An 18,257-nucleotide genomic window follows, 5' to 3' on the forward strand; every position below is an offset into this window, starting at 1 on the left:
GACAGACGGACGTACCACTGCGGCGGAGAGCAGGTGGAAAATCGAGGTGGCAGGTGACAGGTGGCAGACAGTCAGACAGTCAGGCTATTCTGACGGCTGCGATCGCTAAGCAAAAAAAAGGAGCGATTGCTCGCTCCTTTTATCATTACCGCGTAAAAGCGACGTTATTCGCCGCTTTTCGCCCAGGTATCACGCAGGCCAACGGTGCGGTTAAACACCAGCTGGCTGGCGCTGGAGTAAACGCTGTCGGCGCAGAAGTAGCCTTCACGCTCGAACTGATATGGCGCGGATGCCTCTGCCTGCTGCAGCCCCGGTTCGACAAAGCCGTTACGGATAATCAGCGAGTCCGGATTGATAGTGGTCAGGAAGTCGTCGGCGGCGGCCGGGTTAGGCACGCTGAACAGGCGATCGTACAGACGGAATTCTGCCGGCAGCGCATGCACCGCAGACACCCAGTGGATCACGCCTTTAACCTTACGGCCATCGGCAGGATCTTTGCTCAGAGTATCCACATCACAGGTACAGAACAGGCAGGTGATATTGCCGTCTTCGTCTTTCGCCACGCGCTCCGCACGGATCACGTAGGCGTTGCGCAGACGCACCTCTTTCCCCAGCACCAGACGCTTGTACTGCTTATTCGCCTCTTCGCGGAAGTCGGCACGGTCGATCCAGATCTCGCGGCTGAACGGCACGTCACGCGTGCCCATCTCCGGCTTGTTAGGATGGTTTGGCATGACGATAGTTTCATCGTGATGCGCAGGCAGGTTCTCAATGACCACCTTAACCGGATCCAGCACCGCCATCGCGCGCGGAGCGTTTTCGTTCAGGTCGTCGCGGATGCAGGACTCCAGCGCGGCCATCTCGACGATATTGTCCTGTTTGGTCACGCCGATGCGGCGGCAGAACTCGCGGATCGACTCGGCGCTGTAGCCGCGGCGGCGCAGGCCGGAAACGGTCAGCATACGCGGGTCATCCCAGCCTTCCACCACCTTCTCGCTCACCAGCAGGCTCAGCTTGCGCTTGGACATGATGGCGTATTCGAGGTTCAGGCGTGAGAATTCGTACTGACGCGGATGCACCGGAATGGTGATGTTGTCCAGCACCCAGTCATACAGGCGGCGGTTGTCCTGGAACTCCAGCGTACAGAGCGAGTGGGTAATGCCCTCCAGCGCATCGGAGATGCAGTGGGTGAAGTCGTACATCGGGTAGATGCACCAGGTGTTGCCCGTCTGGTGATGTTCGGCAAACTTGATGCGGTACAGCACCGGGTCGCGCAGCACGATAAAGCTGGAGGCCATATCGATTTTGGCTCGCAGGCAGGCGGTCCCTTCGGCGAAACCACCGCTGCGCATCTTCGCAAACAGCGCCAGGTTCTCCTCCACGCTGCGATCGCGGTACGGGCTGTTTTTACCCGGTGCGGTCAGGCTGCCACGGTATTCACGGATCTGCTCAGGCGTGAGCTCATCCACGTAGGCGAGGCCTTTATTGATCAGTTCAACGGCGTAGTTATGCAGCTGTTCAAAATAGTCAGATGAGTAACGCACCTCACCGCTCCACGCAAAGCCCAGCCATTGCACGTCACGTTTGATCGACTCAACAAACTCCAGATCTTCTTTCACCGGGTTGGTATCGTCGAAACGCAGGTTGCACTGCCCCTGGTAATCTTGCGCGATACCAAAATTCAGGCAGATCGACTTGGCGTGACCGATGTGCAGGTAGCCGTTTGGCTCAGGCGGAAAGCGGGTCTGCACGCTGTGGTGCTTGCCGGTCGCCAGATCTTCGTCGATGATCTGACGAATAAAGTTAGTTGGGCGGGCTTCAGCCTCACTCATCTCAATTTCCTCAGTTAATGCTTAGCATAAATCCACTATGAATTAACGGAGTATGATCCACAAAGCGAGCGGCTGAAACAACCGTTAGTTGCGGGAAACGGATAAAAAAGGGGCGCAGCAGCGTAAAGCGGGTAAAAATGAGGCGTAGCGGTGGAAAAGGCCTGCAGACGGGCGGATTGCCGGGCTAAAAACGCAGATAAAAAAGGGCGGGATCGCTCCCGCCCTGCGCACTGATAATCGTTATGGTTAGCCGCGGATCTCGAGGATGCGGGTCTCGCCTGCCACCACGCTGTCACCGGCCAGCAGCGTTACCGCACTGTACTCTTCACTATTGCTGACCACCACCGGGCTTACCATCGAGCGGGCGTTGGCCTCGAGCCAGGCCAGGTCCATCTCCAGTACCGGCTGACCGGCCGTCACCACGCTGCCCTCTTCCGCCAGGCGGGTGAAGCCTTTGCCTTCCAGCGCCACGGTATCCAGCCCCATGTGCACGACGATTTCGGCTCCGTTTTCGGTTTCCAGGCAGAAAGCGTGGTTGGTGTTGAAGATTTTGACCAGCGTGCCGTTAGCTGGTGCGACTACGGTGCTGCTGGTCGGTTTGATCGCCAGACCTTCGCCCACCGCTTTGCTGGCAAAGGCTTCGTCCGGCACCTGCTCGATAGCCACCACGCTACCGCTGACCGGGGCCACCAGCGTGGCGATAACGCCTTTGGCCGGGTTCGGCACCGCCTGCAGCGGAGCCGCCGGGGCGACAGGGGCTGTTGTCGCTGACGCTGCGCTGGCCGCCGCGATCGGGCCCTTAGCGATCAGTTTTTTCATCCCTTCGGCAAGCGATTCGGCTTTCGCGCCGACGATCACCTGAATGGTCTGTTTGTTCAGTTTCACAATCCCTGAGGCGCCCAGACGCTTACAGGCCGCATCATCCACGCGGGCTGAATCTTTCACCGACAGGCGCAGGCGGGTAATACAGGCATCAATCACGTTCAGGTTATCGGAACCGCCGACCGCCACAATGTACTGACGGGAAAGCTGATCCAGCCCCTCTTCGGTATTGCTGTTGGCTTCAGGAGCGACAGTATCTGTCTGATCTTCACGGCCCGGCGTTTTCAGGTTAAACAGGCGAATGACCGCGCTGAACAGCACGAAGTAAACCACAAAAGCGATCGCGCCCATCACCAGCAGCACCCAGACGTTGTGGCTGGCCGCAGGCAGTTTGTACATCAGCACATAGTCAATGGCGCCTGCGGAGAAAGAGAAGCCGGCATGCACGCCCAGCAGCGTCGCCACAAACAGGCTGATCCCGGTTAACAGCGCGTGGATCAGATAGAGCACCGGAGCCAGGAACATAAACAGGAATTCCAGCGGTTCAGTAACACCGGTCAGGAACGCGGTCACCGCCACGGAGATCAGCATGCCGCCGACCATCGGACGGCGCGCTTTCGGCGCGGCCAGGTACATGGCCAGCGCCGCACCCGGCAGACCAAACATCATGATCGGGAAGAAGCCCGCCATAAACATCCCCGCCGTGCCATCACCGGCGTAGAAGCGGTTGATGTCGCCGTGGAACACGGTGCCGGCGGCGTTGGTGAACTCACCGATCTGGAACCAGGCAATGGTGTTCAGCACCTGATGCAGGCCGGTTGGGATCAGCAGACGGTTAACGAAACCGAAGATACCGGCGCCCAGCGCGCCTTCCGCCACAATCCACTCACCACCGGCGTGAATGGCGTTCTGCACCGGAGGCCAGACGTAACCAAACACCGCAGAGAGCACCAGACAGAAGAAGCCGGTGGCAATCGGTACAAAGCGCTTGCCGCCGAAGAAGCTCAGGAAGTCAGGCAGCTTGATATCCGACCAGCGGTTGTAGGTCATACCGGCGATCAGACCGGTGATGATCCCCGCCAGCACGCCCATGTTGATTGCCGGGTTAATGGTTACCATCGCCTTGGTCAGAATAAAGTAGCCCACCGCACCGGCGAGTGCCGCGGCACCGGCGTTGTCTTTCGACCAGGTCGACGCCACCCCGATTGCGAAGATCAGCGCGAGGTTATCAAAAATCGCCCCGCCCGCCTGGGCAATAAACGCCATGTTAAGCAAGTCGGGCTGACCGAAGCGCAGCATCAGCGCCGCGACCGGCAGTACGGCTATTGGCAGCTGCAATGAGCGCCCTAAGCGTTGAAAGAACCCTAAAATATTCACCCTGCTACCCCCTTGATGAGCCGTTCAGGCGTCAGATGTACCGTTTTTTATTGGCTATTCGTCGTCATTATGACATCAAACACCGTATGACGAAGTGTAAAAAAAAATTAATTCGCTCCGCAAATTATATGCACTATATTGTGACTAAAATCACCAAAAATAATCATAAACAGCGCTTTTATCTGGTCAGTGAAGCCAACTTATTTTATGATTAAAAAAATCTAAACGTGAAAATGCCTCTTTTACCGGCCGCCCTCCCAGGCAGCGCGGGCTTAGGCTAAGCTGGACAAAGCTTCGTTTACCCTGTTTTCAATTACGCTTATTACGAGGTTCCTCATGAGACTGATTCCCCTGGCAACGTCATCACAGACCGGTAAGTGGGCGGCGCGCCATATCGTTAGCCGGATCAACGCCTTCAACCCGACCGCCGACCGCCCGTTTGTCCTGGGCCTGCCGACCGGCGGTACTCCGCTGGAAGCCTACAAGCACCTGATTGAGATGCACAAAGCGGGCCAGGTTAGTTTTAAACATGTGGTAACCTTCAACATGGACGAATACGTCGGCCTGCCAAAGGAACACCCGGAGAGCTACCACAGCTTTATGTACCGGAACTTTTTCGATCATGTTGATATTTCAACTGAAAACATCAACCTCCTCAATGGCAATGCCGCGGATATTGACGCAGAATGCCGCCAGTATGAGGAGAAAATCCGCGCTTACGGTAAAATCAACCTGTTTATGGGCGGCGTCGGCAACGACGGACATATCGCCTTCAACGAACCGGCCTCTTCACTGGCTTCACGCACGCGCATCAAAACGCTGACCCAGGATACGCGTATCGCCAACTCACGCTTCTTCGGCGGCGATGTCGAGCAGGTGCCGAAATATGCGCTGACCGTTGGCGTCGGTACGTTACTGGATGCGGAAGAGGTGATGATTCTGGTGACCGGCCATGTGAAGGCGCAGGCGCTGCAGGCCGCCGTTGAGGGTAACGTCAACCATATGTGGACCATCAGCTGCCTGCAGCTGCATCCTAAGGCCGTGGTGGTGTGTGATGAACCCGCCACCATGGAATTAAAAGTCAAAACGGTTAAATATTTCCGCGAAATGGAAGCGGCCAATATTACCGACCTGTGAGAATCTGGGCGTAACGCCCGCTCACAGCGCGGACTGCGCCGGGCCACTACCGGCCCGGCGCAGTCGATTATGCTAAGCCAGGAGAACATCATGTACGCTTTAACCCACGGCCGCATTTATACCGGCCACGAAATTCTCGACAACCACGCGGTAGTGATCGCTGACGGCCTGATTGAACGCGTCTGCGCCGTGGATGCCCTGCCCGAGGGAGTCGAAACCCGTGACGTTGGCGGCGCGCTGATTGCGCCGGGTTTCATCGATCTGCAGCTGAACGGCTGCGGTGGCGTACAGTTTAATGATGACCTGGCGGCTATCAGCGTTGAAACACTGAACATTATGCAGCGGGCCAATGAAAAATCCGGCTGCACCAGCTTTCTGCCGACCCTGATTACCAGCAGCGATGAGCTGATGATCCGCGCCGTTGAAGTGATGCGGGCGTATCTGGCGCAGAATCACGGCCAGGCGCTGGGCCTGCATCTTGAGGGGCCGTGGTTAAACCCGCTGAAAAAGGGCACCCACGATCCGGCGCTGATCCGCGCCCCCTCCCCGCAGCTGGTGGATTTCCTCTGCGATAACGCGGATGTGATTAGCAAAATTACCCTGGCACCGGAGAAGGTGGCACCGGCAGTGATCCGCCGCCTGCGTGACGCCGGCATCGTAATCTCCGCCGGGCACTCGCACGCCACCTGTGACGAGGCGCGAGAAGGTATTCGCGCCGGGGTGAGCTTTGCTACCCATCTGTATAACGCCATGCCCGCCACCACCGGCCGGGAGCCGGGGCTGATCGGCGCGCTGTTCGACTCACCTGATGTCTGGTGCGGCATTATTGCCGACGGCCTGCACGTCAATTATGCCAACATCCGCAACGCCAAACGCATCAAAGGCGACAAGCTGGTGCTGGTGACCGATGCCACCGCGCCGGCGGGTGCCTGTATTGATCGGTTCATTTTTGCCGGTAAAACAATATACTATCGCGACGGGTTGTGCGTGGATGAAAATGGCACGCTGAGCGGGTCGGCCTTAACTATGATTGAAGCCGTGGCGAACAGCGTTGAACACGTCGGCATCTCACTGGATGAGTCGCTGCGTATGGCGTCACTCTACCCGGCCCGGGCAATGGGGGTGGATGCACAGTTGGGTTCAATTGAGGCCGGAAAAGTGGCCAACCTGACCGTGTTCACCCGCGATTATAAAATCACCCGTACCATCGTGAATGGTCACGAGGTCTATAGCGAGTAGAGCGTTAATGAGCACTGGCGGCCTGGCACAGATAGGAAATGTTGACCTTGTTAAACAATTAAACAGTGCGGCCGTCTATCGGCTTATCGATCAGCAGGGGCCAATCTCACGGATTCAGATTGCCGAAATCAGCCAGCTCGCGCCCGCCAGCGTCACCAAAATCACCCGTCAGCTGATCGAGCGCGGGCTGATTAAAGAGGTGGATCAGCAGGCCTCCACCGGCGGTCGCCGCGCCATCTCCATCGTCACCGAACCGCGCGGCTTTAACACCATCGGCGTGCGCCTCGGCCGTAACGACGCCACCCTGACCCTGTTTGACCTCAGCGGTAAGAGCCTGGCAGAGGCGCACCACCCGCTGCCGCAGCGCACCCAGGAGACGCTGGAAAACGCCCTGTTTACCGCCATCGCCGACTTCTGCGAGCAGCATCAGCGCAAGCTGCGCGAGCTGATCGCCATCTCCGTCACCCTGCCCGGCCTCGTCGACCCGAACAACGGCATCATTCGCTATATGCCGCACATCAACGTCGGCCCGTGGCCGCTGGTGGCCAGCCTGGAAAAACGCTTTAACGTCACCAGCTTTGTCGGCCACGATATTCGCAGCCTGGCGCTGGCAGAGCACTATTTTGGCGCATCCCGCGATTGCGCCGACTCCATCCTGGTGCGCGTGCATCGCGGAACGGGTGCCGGCATTATTGCCAACGGCCATATTTTTCTCGGCAGCAACGGTAACGTTGGCGAACTGGGACATATCCAGGTTGACCCGCTGGGCGAACGCTGTCACTGCGGTAACTTCGGCTGTCTGGAGACCATCGCCGCTAACGGCGCGATTGAAAATCGCGTGCGCCACCTCCTGACCCAGGGCTATCCCAGCAGCCTGACGCTGGATGACTGCCAGATCCAGCCGATCTGTCGGGCAGCCAGCCAGGGTGACGCGCTGGCCACCGAAGTGATCGAGCACGTCGGCCGTCACCTCGGCAAAGCTATCGCCATCGCCATTAACCTGTTTAACCCGCAGAAGGTGGTGGTAGCCGGTGAAATAACCGAAGCGCAGAAGGTGCTGCTGCCGGCGATCGAAGGCTGCATCAATACCCAGGCGCTGAAAGACTTCCGCAAAAATCTGCCGATCGTCCGATCCGAGATCGACCACCGTTCGGCCATTGGCGCATTTGCGCTGGTCAAGCGAGCGATGCTCAACGGCATTCTGCTGCAGCGCCTGCTGGAGGCGGAACCGCGTTAATCCCGCGTTAGCCCCTCATGGCCTTTAGAATGCCCGCCCCTTGCGGGCATTTTTTATCGCCGGGTGGTCGGTTTTTGTCCCGTTTTATTGATTTATTAGTGAATCAACAATAAAAAACCTATAAAAATATCAATTCATCAATAAATCCACCGCACCAGCCTGCAATTTCCCAGCTAAACCTTAAATCACTTGCATCCCCTGCTCTGTTAGCGCATTTTCTTATACATCAGGCGATACACGTCGCTGCAAACCAATAATGTTTACAACATCACCACCGCAAGGTATGTCGTTAGGGAGCTGTATATGTGTTCTATTTTTGGTGTACTGGATCTGAAAACTGACCCCACTGAACTGCGTAAGAAAGCGCTGGAGCTTTCCCGTCTGATGCGCCACCGTGGCCCGGACTGGTCCGGCGTCTACGCCGATGACCACGCGATCCTCGCCCACGAGCGTCTGTCGATCGTCGACGTCAACAACGGTGCACAGCCGCTGTACAACGCAGCCCGTACCCATGTCCTGGCGGTAAACGGTGAGATCTACAACCATCAGGCGCTGCGTGCAGAGCTGAGCGATCGTTATGAGTTCCAGACCGACTCTGACTGTGAAGTGATCCTGGCGCTGTACCAGGAAAAAGGCGTCGACTTCCTGGACGAGCTGCAGGGCATGTTCGCCTTTATCCTGTATGACACCGAAAAGCAGACGTACCTGATTGGCCGCGACCATATCGGTATTATCCCGCTGTACACCGGTAACGACGAGCACGGCAACCTGTTTGTCGCCTCTGAAATGAAAGCGCTGGTGCCGGTTTGCCGTACCATTAAAGAGTTCCCGGCGGGCAGCTACCTTTCCAGCACCGACGGCGAAATCCGCCAGTACTGGCAGCGTGACTGGTTTGACTATGCGGCGGTAGAGAACAACACCACCGATGCAGCAGGCCTGAAAGCCGCGCTGGAAGAGTCGGTAAAAAGCCACCTGATGTCAGACGTGCCTTACGGCGTGCTGCTGTCCGGCGGTCTCGACTCTTCGATCATCTCCGCCATCACTAAAAAGTATGCGGCGAAGCGCGTGGAAGACCATGACAAGAGCGAGGCCTGGTGGCCACAGCTGCACTCCTTCGCGGTGGGCCTGGAAGGTTCCCCGGACCTTAAAGCGGCAAAAGCCGTGGCAGAGCACCTGGGCACCGTGCACCATGAAATTCACTTCACCGTGCAGGAAGGCCTCGATGCGATCCGCGATGTGATCTACCACATCGAAACCTATGATGTGACCACCATCCGTGCGTCAACGCCGATGTACCTGATGTCCCGCAAGATTAAGGCGATGGGCATCAAGATGGTGCTGTCCGGTGAGGGTGCCGATGAAGTGTTCGGTGGCTACCTGTACTTCCATAAAGCGCCGAACGCCCGTGAATTCCACGAGGAGAACGTGCGTAAGCTGCAGGCGCTGCATATGTTCGACTGCGCCCGTGCCAACAAGGCGATGTCTGCCTGGGGCGTGGAAGCCCGCGTACCCTTCCTGGACAAGAAGTTCCTCGACGTGGCGATGCGCATCAACCCGGCTGACAAACTGTGCGGCAGCAACGGCAAGATGGAAAAACACATCCTGCGCGAGTGCTTCGAATCCTACCTGCCGGCCAGCGTCGCCTGGCGTCAGAAAGAGCAGTTCTCTGACGGCGTAGGCTACAGCTGGATCGATACCCTGAAAGAAGTGGCCGCGGCGCAGGTCAGCGACCAGCAGTTGCAGACCGCCCACTTCCGTTTCGCGTACAACACGCCAACCTCAAAAGAGGGCTACCTGTACCGTGAAATCTTCGAAGAACTGTTCCCGGTGCCAAGCGCGGCCGAGTGCGTGCCTGGCGGCCCGTCAGTTGCCTGTTCTTCGGCGAAAGCGATAGAGTGGGATGAAGCGTTCAGGAACATGGACGACCCGTCTGGCCGCGCCGTCGGCGTACACCAGTCAGCTTATTAATCAAGATGATGTTGTACTAACCAACGGGCCTGACGGCCCGTTTTTTTTTGCGTTTGCTTATGATACCCGCTGTTTTCGCCGATTAAATCGCCAGACTGGTTACAGGCCAGCCAAACAACACGTTTATGACAAAAAACGGCAAAAAAGGTGTTGACGCTTTTGGGCCAACTCCGCATAATGCGCCCCGCAACGCCGATGAAGGTTACGCAAAAAAAGAAGGCTACTTAGCTCAGCTGGTTAGAGCACAGCACTCATAATGCTGGGGTCACAGGTTCGATTCCCGTAGTAGCCACCATCTTTTTTTTTGCGGGAGTGGCGAAATTGGTAGACGCACCAGATTTAGGTTCTGGCGCCGCAAGGTGTGCGAGTTCAAGTCTCGCCTCCCGCACCATTTCCATAGTTGGCTTGCACGGATGGGGTATCGCCAAGCGGTAAGGCACCGGTTTTTGATACCGGCATTCCCTGGTTCGAATCCAGGTACCCCAGCCAGTTTTTTTAGAAGTATCTGTTTGACTGATCACGAGACTGTGATGCGGACATTGGGATATCGCCAAGCGGTAAGGCACCGGTTTTTGATACCGGCATTCCCTGGTTCGAATCCAGGTATCCCAGCCAGTCAGCAGGGAGTAAAAGCAGTAACGCAGTAAATTTAGGCTACTTAGCTCAGCTGGTTAGAGCACAGCACTCATAATGCTGGGGTCACAGGTTCGATTCCCGTAGTAGCCACCAAATTTATTGGGGTGTCGCCAAGCGGTAAGGCACTGGTTTCTGATACCAGCATTCCGGGGTTCGAATCCCTGCACCCCAGCCATATCAAGACGGCTGGTTAGTTTGGTCGCAAAGTACAAGTCGCTCGGGTTAACCGGTCGCAATGATAATTGGGGTGTCGCCAAGCGGTAAGGCACTGGTTTCTGATACCAGCATTCCGGGGTTCGAATCCCTGCACCCCAGCCAATCAGTAAAAAAGCCCGCTTACGCGGGCTTTTTTGCGTCTGGCGTTTGTATAGCCTCTGGCTCACCCGCACCTCCTGCCCAGATCTGCCAGCTACCGTTCCGACATTCTGCACTGCCCACTGAATCCTTCCTGCCGGGGATCCTCTGCCGCTGCAGCACAAAAAAACCGGCTTGCGCCGGCTTATGCACGATCAGGAGCCTGTAGCGACCTGCAGCGGAACGCCACAAGCCTCTGCCGGGCGCTACAGGCCCAGCGCGTAACGCAGCGCCTGACGTTTCAGCACGCCAGAGTTCTCGGCGGCCAGCAGCCCAAGGTTGCGCAGCACCTTTAACGGCCCGGCCGGGGTGCTGAAGGCAAAGTAGAACAGATCCATGCCGCTCTGCATCAGCTGGTTGTCCAGCCGCCGTTTGCGCTGGTAACGCTGCAGCACCGCTTCGGACGCCCAGTCCTCCGCCCGCGAGCGTGAGTCACATAACACCCCAGTCAGCGCATCCACGTCGCGGTAACCGAGGTTAACCCCCTGCCCGGCCAGCGGGTTGATGGTATGCGCCGCATCGCCAACCAGCGCCAGCCCCGGCAGCACATAGCGTGAGGCGTGGCGACGCACCAGCGGGAAGGCCCCGCGGCCTGCCACCTCCACCGGCCCGAGGCGCGGCGGGAAGTGCGCCTGAATCTCTTTTTGCAGCTGTGCCAGCGGCATCGCCTGCAGCTGGCGGATACGCGCCGGGCTGTCGTACCACACCAGCGACGCCCAGCGGTCAAACAGCGGCAGGAAGGCACGCGGCCCCTGCGGGGTAAACTGCTGCCAGGTGGTATCACCGGCGTCCTGCTCGCCGCGTACGCTGATCAGCATGCAGGACTGAGCATAGTTCCAGCCGTGCACGCCAATCCCCGCCAGCTGCCGCACCTGTGAATTGGCCCCGTCGGCCCCCACCACCAGCCGCGCGTCCAGCGCCTCACCATCCGCCAGCGTTAAGCGCCAGCCGCCGTTAACCGGCTGCAGATCCTGCAGCTGCGCCGGGCACAGCAGTTGCACCGGCTGCTGCTGCAGGCGCTGCCACAGGGCGCGCTGCAGCACGCTGTTCTCGACCATATAGCCCAGCTCAGGCAGCCCCAGCGAGGCAGCATCAAACGCCACTTTTGCGCTCTGCCACTCCCAGGTCTCCAGCTGACGGTAGGGAACCGTGCGCATGGCCAGCACGTCCGGCCAGACGCCGAGCTGCCTGAGCAGCGCCACCGACGCCGCGCCAATGGCGGAAATGCGCACGTCCGGGTTGCTGGCGGCGTCAAACGCGGTGGGTTCACGCTGTTCCAGCACCGCCACGCTAAAGCCCTGTTGCGCCAGCCCGCTGGCCAGCGCCGCGCCGACCATGCCACCACCGACGATGGCAACGTCCACCTTATGCTTATTCTCTGTCATTGTTTTTCCTTCAACCGGGAGCATCCGCCGTGCGGTACCTCTACACTTTGCAGGGGTAATTCTGTTATCCTGACCAACCTTAGGGGATATCCCTTAATTGTACCGGAAATTCCTTCACATACGGCATACCGTACGGCGGTTTTGCCTGGCTGTGAACGTATCCTACGCGCCCGGCCTCTCTTTCTGCATGACATATGGCAAGTCGATGACAAAAAAACTGCATATCAAAACCTGGGGCTGTCAGATGAATGAGTATGACTCATCCAAAATGGCTGACCTGTTAAACAGCACCCACGGTTACACCCTGACCGACGAGGCGGAAGACGCCGACGTGCTGCTGCTTAACACCTGTTCTATTCGCGAAAAGGCCCAGGAAAAAGTTTTTGCGCTGCTTGGCCGCTGGCGCAAGCTGAAAGAAGCGCGCCCCGACCTGATTATCGGCGTCGGCGGCTGCGTGGCCTCGCAGGAGGGTGACAAGCTGCGCCAGCGCGCCAGCTGCGTGGATATCGTCTTTGGCCCGCAAACGCTGCACCGCCTGCCGGAGATGATCAACCGCGTACGCGGCAGCAACAGCCCGGTAGTCGACGTCAGTTTTCCGGAGATCGAGAAGTTTGATCGCCTGCCGGAGCCGCGCGCCGATGGCCCGAGCGCCTTCGTGTCGATCATGGAAGGCTGTAACAAATACTGCACCTTCTGCGTGGTGCCCTACACCCGTGGCGAAGAGGTCAGCCGCCCGTCGGACGACGTTTTATTTGAAATTGCGCAGCTGGCGGCGCAGGGCGTGCGTGAAGTCAATCTGCTCGGGCAGAACGTAAATGCGTACCGCGGTGCCACCTTCGACGGCGGCATCTGCTCGTTTGCCGAACTGCTGCGGCTGGTGGCGGCGATCGACGGCATCGACCGCATTCGCTTCACCACCAGCCACCCGATCGAGTTCAGCGACGATATCATCGCGGTCTATGGCGATACGCCGGAGCTGGTCAGCTTCCTGCACCTGCCGCTGCAGAGCGGCGCGGACCGCATTCTGACGCTGATGAAACGCGCCCACACCGCGCTGGAGTATAAGGCCATCATCCGCAAACTGCGGGCGGTCCGCCCGGATATTCAGATCAGTTCGGACTTTATTATCGGCTTCCCGGGCGAGACCCAGGCCGATTTCGAGCAGACCATGAAGCTGGTCGGCGAGATCAACTTCGATACCAGCTACAGCTTTATCTACTCATCCCGCCCCGGCACCCCAGCGGCCGACCTGCCGGACGACGTCTCTGACGACGAGAAGAAGCAGCGCCTGTATATCCTGCAGGACCGCCTCAATCAGCAGGTGCTGGCCTGGAACCGACGGATGCTCGGCAGCGTGCAGCGAATTCTGGTCGAGGGCATCTCGCGTAAAAACGTGATGGAGCTTTCCGGTCGCACCGAGAATAACCGCGTGGTCAACTTTGAAGGCAGCCCGGAGCACATCGGTAAGTTTGTCGACGTGGAGATTGTCGACGTATACGCCAACTCGCTGCGCGGCATCTTCCTGCGCGGTGAGGAACAGATGGGGCTGCGGCTTAGCGAAACGCCGGCCGCGGTGATTGCCCGTACACGTAAGGAAAACGAGCTCGGCGTGGGCCTTCACCAGCCCTGAGCCCCGCCTTTTGCGGCAAGCCTCGCAGTTTGCCGCGAGTTTTCATCGGGTTGCGCTTGCTTTCTGAACACTCTGCCCAAATATCCCGGTTGAGGCTTGCACCTTCGCGCCGTGCCATAAATAATTCACTATGACAGTGGCGTGCAGCGGGTAAGCTGCCCTCAATTTCTCAACCCGGCCCTGAGTGACCCAAAGGATTAGTTTGAATATTGAAACACGTGAAATTAGCGTAGAACCGTTTGATAACACCCGGCTGCTCAGCCTGTGTGGCCCCTTTGATGACAATATCAAGCAGCTGGAGCGCCGGCTGGGGATTGAAATTGTCCGTCGTGATAACGCCTTCAAACTGACCGGCCGTGCCCTCTGCGTGCATGCAGCCGTCGATATTCTGCGCGATCTCTACGTGGATACCGCCCCGGTGCGCGGCCATATCCCGGATATCGACCCGGAGCAAATCCACCTGGCGATCAAAGAGAGCGGCGTGCTGGAACAGACCGCCGACAGCGTGCCGGAGTTCGGCAAGGCGATCCATATCAAGACCAAACGCGGAGTGATTAAACCGCGCACGCCTAACCAGGCGCAGTACGTGGCCAATATTCTCGACCACGACATCACCTTCGGCATCGGCCCGGCCGGTACCGGTAAAACCTACCTGGCGGTGGCGGCGGCGGTCGACGCGCTGGAGCGCCAGGAGATCCGCCGCATCCTGCTGACCCGCCCGGCCGTTGAGGCAGGTGAAAAGCTCGGCTTTCTGCCCGGCGACCTCAGTCAGAAGGTCGATCCTTACCTGCGCCCGCTGTATGACGCGCTGTTTGAGATGCTCGGCTTTGAACGCGTTGAGAAGCTGATCGAACGTAACGTGATCGAAGTCGCCCCGCTGGCCTATATGCGCGGCCGCACGCTGAACGACGCCTTTATCATCCTCGATGAGAGCCAGAACACCACCATCGAACAGATGAAGATGTTCCTGACCCGCATCGGCTTTAACTCCAAAGCGGTGATCACCGGTGACGTCACCCAGATTGACCTGCCGCGCAACCTGAAGTCCGGTCTGCGCCACGCGATTGAGGTGCTCTCCGGGGTGCCTGAACTGAGTTTTAATTTCTTCCACAGTGAAGATGTGGTGCGCCACCCGGTGGTGGCACGCATTGTGGTCGCCTATGAAGCCTGGGAAGCCGCCGATCAGAAACGGCGCGATGCTCAGGCCGAAGAACGTAAACGTGAAGCGCTGGCACTGCAACAGGCTTCACAGGAGAGCAAATGAGTTCTGTTATTCTTGATCTGCAAATTGCCTGCGCCAGCGAGCAGGGCCTGCCGGCGGAAGCCGATTTTCAACGCTGGCTGGAGGCGGTGCTGCCGCAGTTTCAACCGGAGAGCGAAGTCACCGTACGTCTGGTCGATGAAGCAGAGAGCCGCGAGCTCAATCACACCTACCGCGCTAAAGATAAGCCGACCAACGTGCTGTCGTTCCCGTTCGAGGCGCCGCCGGGTATTGAGCTGCCGCTGCTGGGCGACCTGATCATCTGCCGTCAGGTGGTGGAGCAGGAAGCCGCCGATCAGGAAAAAGCGCTGGAGGCCCACTGGGCGCACATGGTGATCCACGGCAGCCTGCACCTGCTGGGTTATGATCATATTGAAGATGACGAAGCCGAAGAGATGGAATCGCTGGAGACCGAGATAATGCTTGCTCTTGGCTATGCCGATCCGTACATTTCGGAGAAAGAATAAGTAGCGGCACGCTACCCCCCCGGGCGAGGCCTCTGCCGCACCCGGGCCTGTGCCATCCGCCTGCCCCGCCGGGGCAGCCGATTTCTTAAGAGAGAGAAAAACTCAAAAACGCCATGAGCGATGACCATTCACAGAACAACGACAGTCCCGCCAGTAAAAAGGGCTTCTTTTCACTGATCCTCAACCAGCTGTTCCACGGCGAACCGAAAAACCGTGATGACCTGCTGGAGCTGATTCGCGATTCCGAGCAGAACGAGCTGATCGACCCCGATACCCGCGACATGCTGGAGGGGGTGATGGATATCGCCGGCCAGCGCGTACGCGATATCATGATCCCGCGTTCGCAGATGATCACGCTGCGGCGTAACCAGACGCTGGAAGAGTGCCTGGCGGTGATTATCGACTCCGCCCACTCCCGCTTCCCGGTGATCAGCGAGGACAAAGACCACGTTGAAGGCATCCTGATGGCCAAAGACCTGCTGCCGTTTATGAGCAGCAGTTCTGAACCGTTCAGTATTGAGAAAGTGCTCCGCCCGGCCGTAGTGGTGCCTGAAAGCAAGCGCGTTGACCGCATGCTGAAAGAGTTCCGCTCACAGCGTTACCACATGGCGATCGTCATTGACGAGTTTGGCGGCGTCTCCGGCGTGGTGACCATTGAAGATATTCTTGAACTGATCGTTGGCGAAATTGAAGATGAATACGACGACCAGGAAGAGAGTGATATCCGTCAGCTTAGCCGTCACGCCTACACCCTGCGTGCCCTGACGCCGATCGAAGATTTCAACGAGGCGTTCGGCACCCACTTCAGCGATGAAGAGGTCGACACCATTGGCGGCCTGGTGATGCAGGGCTTCGGCCATCTGCCGGCGCGCGGTGAAAGCATTACCATTGACGGCTACCAGTTTAAGATTGCGATGGCCGACAGCCGCCGCATCATTCAGATTCACGTCAGGATCCCGGACAACTCGCCGCAACCCACTCTGGAAGAGTAATCACCGTATGGCAATTGCCTCCTTACTTCAGCGCCAGCGGGTTCGCCTGCTGCTGGCGCTTTTAACGGGTGCCGCTGGCACCCTCTCTTTTTCACCTTATGATTTCTGGCCCGCGGCGCTGGTTTCGCTGCTCGGGCTGCAGGCGCTGACGCTGCACCGCACCACCCGTCAGGCCTGCGCCATCGGTTTTGCCTGGGGCTTTGGCCTGTTCGGCAGCGGCATTAACTGGGTCTACGTCAGCATCGCCACTTTTGGCGGCATGCCGGGACCGGTGAATATCTTCCTGGTGGTGCTGCTGGCCGCTTACCTGTCGCTCTACCCAATGCTGTTTACCGCACTGCTCAACCGCCTGCTGCCGCGCGCCTCGCTGCTGCGCCTGGCGGTGGCGGCACCGGTGCTGTGGCAAATCACCGAGTTCCTGCGCGGCTGGATCCTGACCGGTTTCCCGTGGCTGCAGTTTGGTTACAGCCAGATTAACGGCCCGCTAAAAGGGCTGGCTCCGCTGGTCGGCGTAGAGGGGATCACCCTGCTGCTGATGGTGATTGCCGGGCTGGCGGTTTACGCCGCGATCCACCGCCGTGCGGCGGCTGCCGTCGCCGCGCTGGCGCTGCTGGCGCTGCCCTGGCCGCTGCGGCTGGTAAACTGGTTTACGCCGCTGCCGGAACGGGCGGTGGAGGTTGCGCTGGTGCAGGGCAATATCGCCCAGTCGCTGAAGTGGGACCCGAACCATCTGGTCACCACCCTGAACACTTACGCCACGCTCAGCCGCCCGTACCTGGGCAAAGCACCAATCATTATCTGGCCGGAATCCGCCATCCCGGATCTGGAGACCAATCAGCAGCCGTTCCTGAAGACGGTGGATGCGCAGCTGCGCGCCGCCGGCAGCAGCCTGATCACCGGCATCGTCGATTCGCGGCTGGAAGCGAACCGCTACCACGACTACAACTCGATTATCGTGCTCGGTGGCCCGCAGCCGTATAACTACTTCAGCGGCAACCGTTACCAGAAGAACCATCTGGTGCCGTTTGGCGAGTTCGTGCCGCTGGAGTCGCTGCTGCGCCCGCTGGCACCGTTCTTCGACCTGCCGATGTCCTCGTTCAGCCGCGGCAGCTACGTGCAGCCACAGCTGCAGGTGGCCGGTTACAACCTGACCGCCGCGATCTGTTATGAGATCGTGCTCGGTCAGCAGGTGCGCGATAACTTCCGCCCGGACACCAACTTCCTGCTGACCATCTCGAACGATGCCTGGTTCGGCCACTCGATCGGCCCGTGGCAGCATCTGCAGATGGCGCAGATGCGTGCACTGGAGCTGGGCCGCCCGCTGCTGCGCAGCACCAATAACGGCGTAACGGCGGTGGTCGACGCCAGCGGCAACATTGCGCAGACCATCCCGCAGTTTGAAGCCGGCGTGCTGGCGGCTAAGGTCACCCCCACCAGCGGGCTGACGCCGTATGCCCGTATCGGCAACGGGGGAGTCTGGTTGCTGTCGCTGCTGCTGGCCGCCGCCGGCTCGCTGATGGCGTGGCGCTCGCGCCGCCGGATGTAATCTGTATCCGCTGCATCGCCGGGGGCAAGGGATTGTCCGCCGGCTGTTTTGCTGATTGCCGAAATACGCGCGCGATCTCCTGCTCATAAACGCCGCACGACGGCCACCTCTCTTCTCACGACAGACGTCATTATTCCGTAAATAACACCGGATTCCGTAAATAACACCGGAGCGGCACTCTCAAGGATATCGCCCTCCCCCACGCTACCGCCGAATCTGCCTTGCCTTGCCTTGCCTGTCTTGCCTGTCTTGCCTGCCTGCCTGCCTGCCTGCCTGCCTGCCTGCCTGCCTGCCTGCCTGCCTGCCTGCCTGCCTGCCTGCCTGCCTGCCTGCCTCCTGCCTGCCTGCCTGCCTGCCTGCCTGCCTGCCTGCCT

12 protein-coding genes and 7 tRNA genes are annotated in these 18,257 nt (G+C 58.9%); 16 read left to right on the forward strand and 3 right to left on the reverse strand.

Annotated features, from left to right (window positions below; all coding sequences use genetic code 11):
- Positions 1-164 precede the first annotated feature (164 nt).
- Positions 165-1,832 carry a glutamine--tRNA ligase gene (gene glnS / locus ASF13_RS18720; RefSeq protein WP_056239936.1) on the reverse strand — a complete coding sequence of 556 codons (1,668 nt, stop codon included), beginning with the start codon at positions 1,830-1,832 and terminating at the stop codon, positions 165-167.
- A 246-nt stretch (positions 1,833-2,078) separates the two neighbouring features.
- The gene (gene nagE / locus ASF13_RS18725) at positions 2,079-4,031 is read right to left on the reverse strand and encodes a PTS N-acetyl glucosamine transporter subunit IIABC (protein WP_056239939.1); all 1,953 of its coding nucleotides are present in this window, start codon (positions 4,029-4,031) and stop codon (positions 2,079-2,081) included.
- 336 nt (positions 4,032-4,367) lie between these two features.
- Between nagE and nagB the strand changes: the two genes are divergently transcribed.
- From nagB to ASF13_RS18785, 11 genes are all read left to right on the forward strand, one after another.
- Complete coding sequence (gene nagB / locus ASF13_RS18735; protein ID WP_056239944.1) at positions 4,368-5,168, forward strand: glucosamine-6-phosphate deaminase; 801 nt, start codon at positions 4,368-4,370, stop codon at positions 5,166-5,168.
- A 90-nt stretch (positions 5,169-5,258) separates the two neighbouring features.
- Positions 5,259-6,407 (forward strand): N-acetylglucosamine-6-phosphate deacetylase, encoded by a 1,149-nt coding sequence (gene nagA, locus ASF13_RS18740; RefSeq protein ID WP_056239947.1) that lies wholly within the window; start codon positions 5,259-5,261, stop codon positions 6,405-6,407.
- Between the two features lie 7 nt (positions 6,408-6,414).
- The gene (locus tag ASF13_RS18745; protein ID WP_056239951.1) at positions 6,415-7,644 is read left to right on the forward strand and encodes an N-acetylglucosamine repressor; all 1,230 of its coding nucleotides are present in this window, start codon (positions 6,415-6,417) and stop codon (positions 7,642-7,644) included.
- A 303-nt stretch (positions 7,645-7,947) separates the two neighbouring features.
- Positions 7,948-9,612, forward strand: a complete 1,665-nt coding sequence (asnB, locus tag ASF13_RS18750; protein ID WP_056239954.1) for an asparagine synthase B — start codon at positions 7,948-7,950, stop codon at positions 9,610-9,612.
- Between the two features lie 218 nt (positions 9,613-9,830).
- A tRNA-Met gene (locus tag ASF13_RS18755) sits at positions 9,831-9,907 on the forward strand.
- A gap of 11 nt (positions 9,908-9,918) precedes the next feature.
- Positions 9,919-10,003 (forward strand) — tRNA-Leu (locus ASF13_RS18760).
- A 23-nt stretch (positions 10,004-10,026) separates the two neighbouring features.
- Positions 10,027-10,101, forward strand: a tRNA-Gln gene (locus ASF13_RS18765).
- A gap of 51 nt (positions 10,102-10,152) precedes the next feature.
- Positions 10,153-10,227, forward strand: a tRNA-Gln gene (locus ASF13_RS18770).
- Between the two features lie 37 nt (positions 10,228-10,264).
- Positions 10,265-10,341: transfer RNA gene (locus ASF13_RS18775), tRNA-Met, on the forward strand.
- 7 nt (positions 10,342-10,348) lie between these two features.
- Positions 10,349-10,423 (forward strand) — tRNA-Gln (locus ASF13_RS18780).
- A gap of 68 nt (positions 10,424-10,491) precedes the next feature.
- Positions 10,492-10,566 (forward strand) — tRNA-Gln (locus ASF13_RS18785).
- Between the two features lie 242 nt (positions 10,567-10,808).
- Here the strand turns inward: ASF13_RS18785 and ubiF are convergent.
- Positions 10,809-11,987, reverse strand: a complete 1,179-nt coding sequence (ubiF, locus tag ASF13_RS18790; protein WP_056239957.1) for a 3-demethoxyubiquinol 3-hydroxylase — start codon at positions 11,985-11,987, stop codon at positions 10,809-10,811.
- A 205-nt stretch (positions 11,988-12,192) separates the two neighbouring features.
- Here ubiF and miaB point away from each other — a divergent pair, with 205 nt between their 5' ends.
- The 5 genes from miaB (at position 12,193) to lnt (ending at position 17,883) form a co-directional block, all read left to right on the forward strand.
- Positions 12,193-13,617 carry a tRNA (N6-isopentenyl adenosine(37)-C2)-methylthiotransferase MiaB gene (miaB, locus tag ASF13_RS18795; RefSeq protein WP_056239960.1) on the forward strand — a complete coding sequence of 475 codons (1,425 nt, stop codon included), beginning with the start codon at positions 12,193-12,195 and terminating at the stop codon, positions 13,615-13,617.
- A gap of 202 nt (positions 13,618-13,819) precedes the next feature.
- On the forward strand, positions 13,820-14,881 hold the full coding sequence (locus tag ASF13_RS18800; RefSeq protein ID WP_056239962.1) for a PhoH family protein: 1,062 nt from the start codon (positions 13,820-13,822) through the stop codon (positions 14,879-14,881).
- On the forward strand, positions 14,878-15,345 hold the full coding sequence (ybeY, locus tag ASF13_RS18805; protein WP_056239967.1) for an rRNA maturation RNase YbeY: 468 nt from the start codon (positions 14,878-14,880) through the stop codon (positions 15,343-15,345). Before ASF13_RS18800 ends, ybeY begins: the two co-directional genes overlap by 4 nt.
- A gap of 113 nt (positions 15,346-15,458) precedes the next feature.
- Entirely contained in the window at positions 15,459-16,337 is an 879-nt protein-coding gene (gene corC, locus ASF13_RS18810; RefSeq protein ID WP_056239969.1) for a CNNM family magnesium/cobalt transport protein CorC, read from the forward strand.
- A 7-nt stretch (positions 16,338-16,344) separates the two neighbouring features.
- Positions 16,345-17,883 carry an apolipoprotein N-acyltransferase gene (lnt, locus tag ASF13_RS18815; RefSeq protein WP_056239971.1) on the forward strand — a complete coding sequence of 513 codons (1,539 nt, stop codon included), beginning with the start codon at positions 16,345-16,347 and terminating at the stop codon, positions 17,881-17,883.
- Positions 17,884-18,257: the final 374 nt, after the last annotated feature.

This window comes from Erwinia sp. Leaf53 (assembly GCF_001422605.1).
Classification (GTDB): domain Bacteria; phylum Pseudomonadota; class Gammaproteobacteria; order Enterobacterales; family Enterobacteriaceae; genus Erwinia.

Coding starts and splice junctions, on each gene's coding strand:
- glnS (WP_056239936.1), bottom strand. CDS start 1,832: ATGAGTGAGGCTGAAGCCCGCCCAACTAACTTTATTCGTCAGATCATC.
- nagB (WP_056239944.1), top strand. CDS start 4,368: ATGAGACTGATTCCCCTGGCAACGTCATCACAGACCGGTAAGTGGGCG.
- nagA (WP_056239947.1), top strand. CDS start 5,259: ATGTACGCTTTAACCCACGGCCGCATTTATACCGGCCACGAAATTCTC.
- ASF13_RS18745 (WP_056239951.1), top strand. CDS start 6,415: ATGAGCACTGGCGGCCTGGCACAGATAGGAAATGTTGACCTTGTTAAA.
- asnB (WP_056239954.1), top strand. CDS start 7,948: ATGTGTTCTATTTTTGGTGTACTGGATCTGAAAACTGACCCCACTGAA.
- ubiF (WP_056239957.1), bottom strand. CDS start 11,987: ATGACAGAGAATAAGCATAAGGTGGACGTTGCCATCGTCGGTGGTGGC.
- miaB (WP_056239960.1), top strand. CDS start 12,193: ATGACAAAAAAACTGCATATCAAAACCTGGGGCTGTCAGATGAATGAG.
- ybeY (WP_056239967.1), top strand. CDS start 14,878: ATGAGTTCTGTTATTCTTGATCTGCAAATTGCCTGCGCCAGCGAGCAG.
- corC (WP_056239969.1), top strand. CDS start 15,459: ATGAGCGATGACCATTCACAGAACAACGACAGTCCCGCCAGTAAAAAG.
- lnt (WP_056239971.1), top strand. CDS start 16,345: ATGGCAATTGCCTCCTTACTTCAGCGCCAGCGGGTTCGCCTGCTGCTG.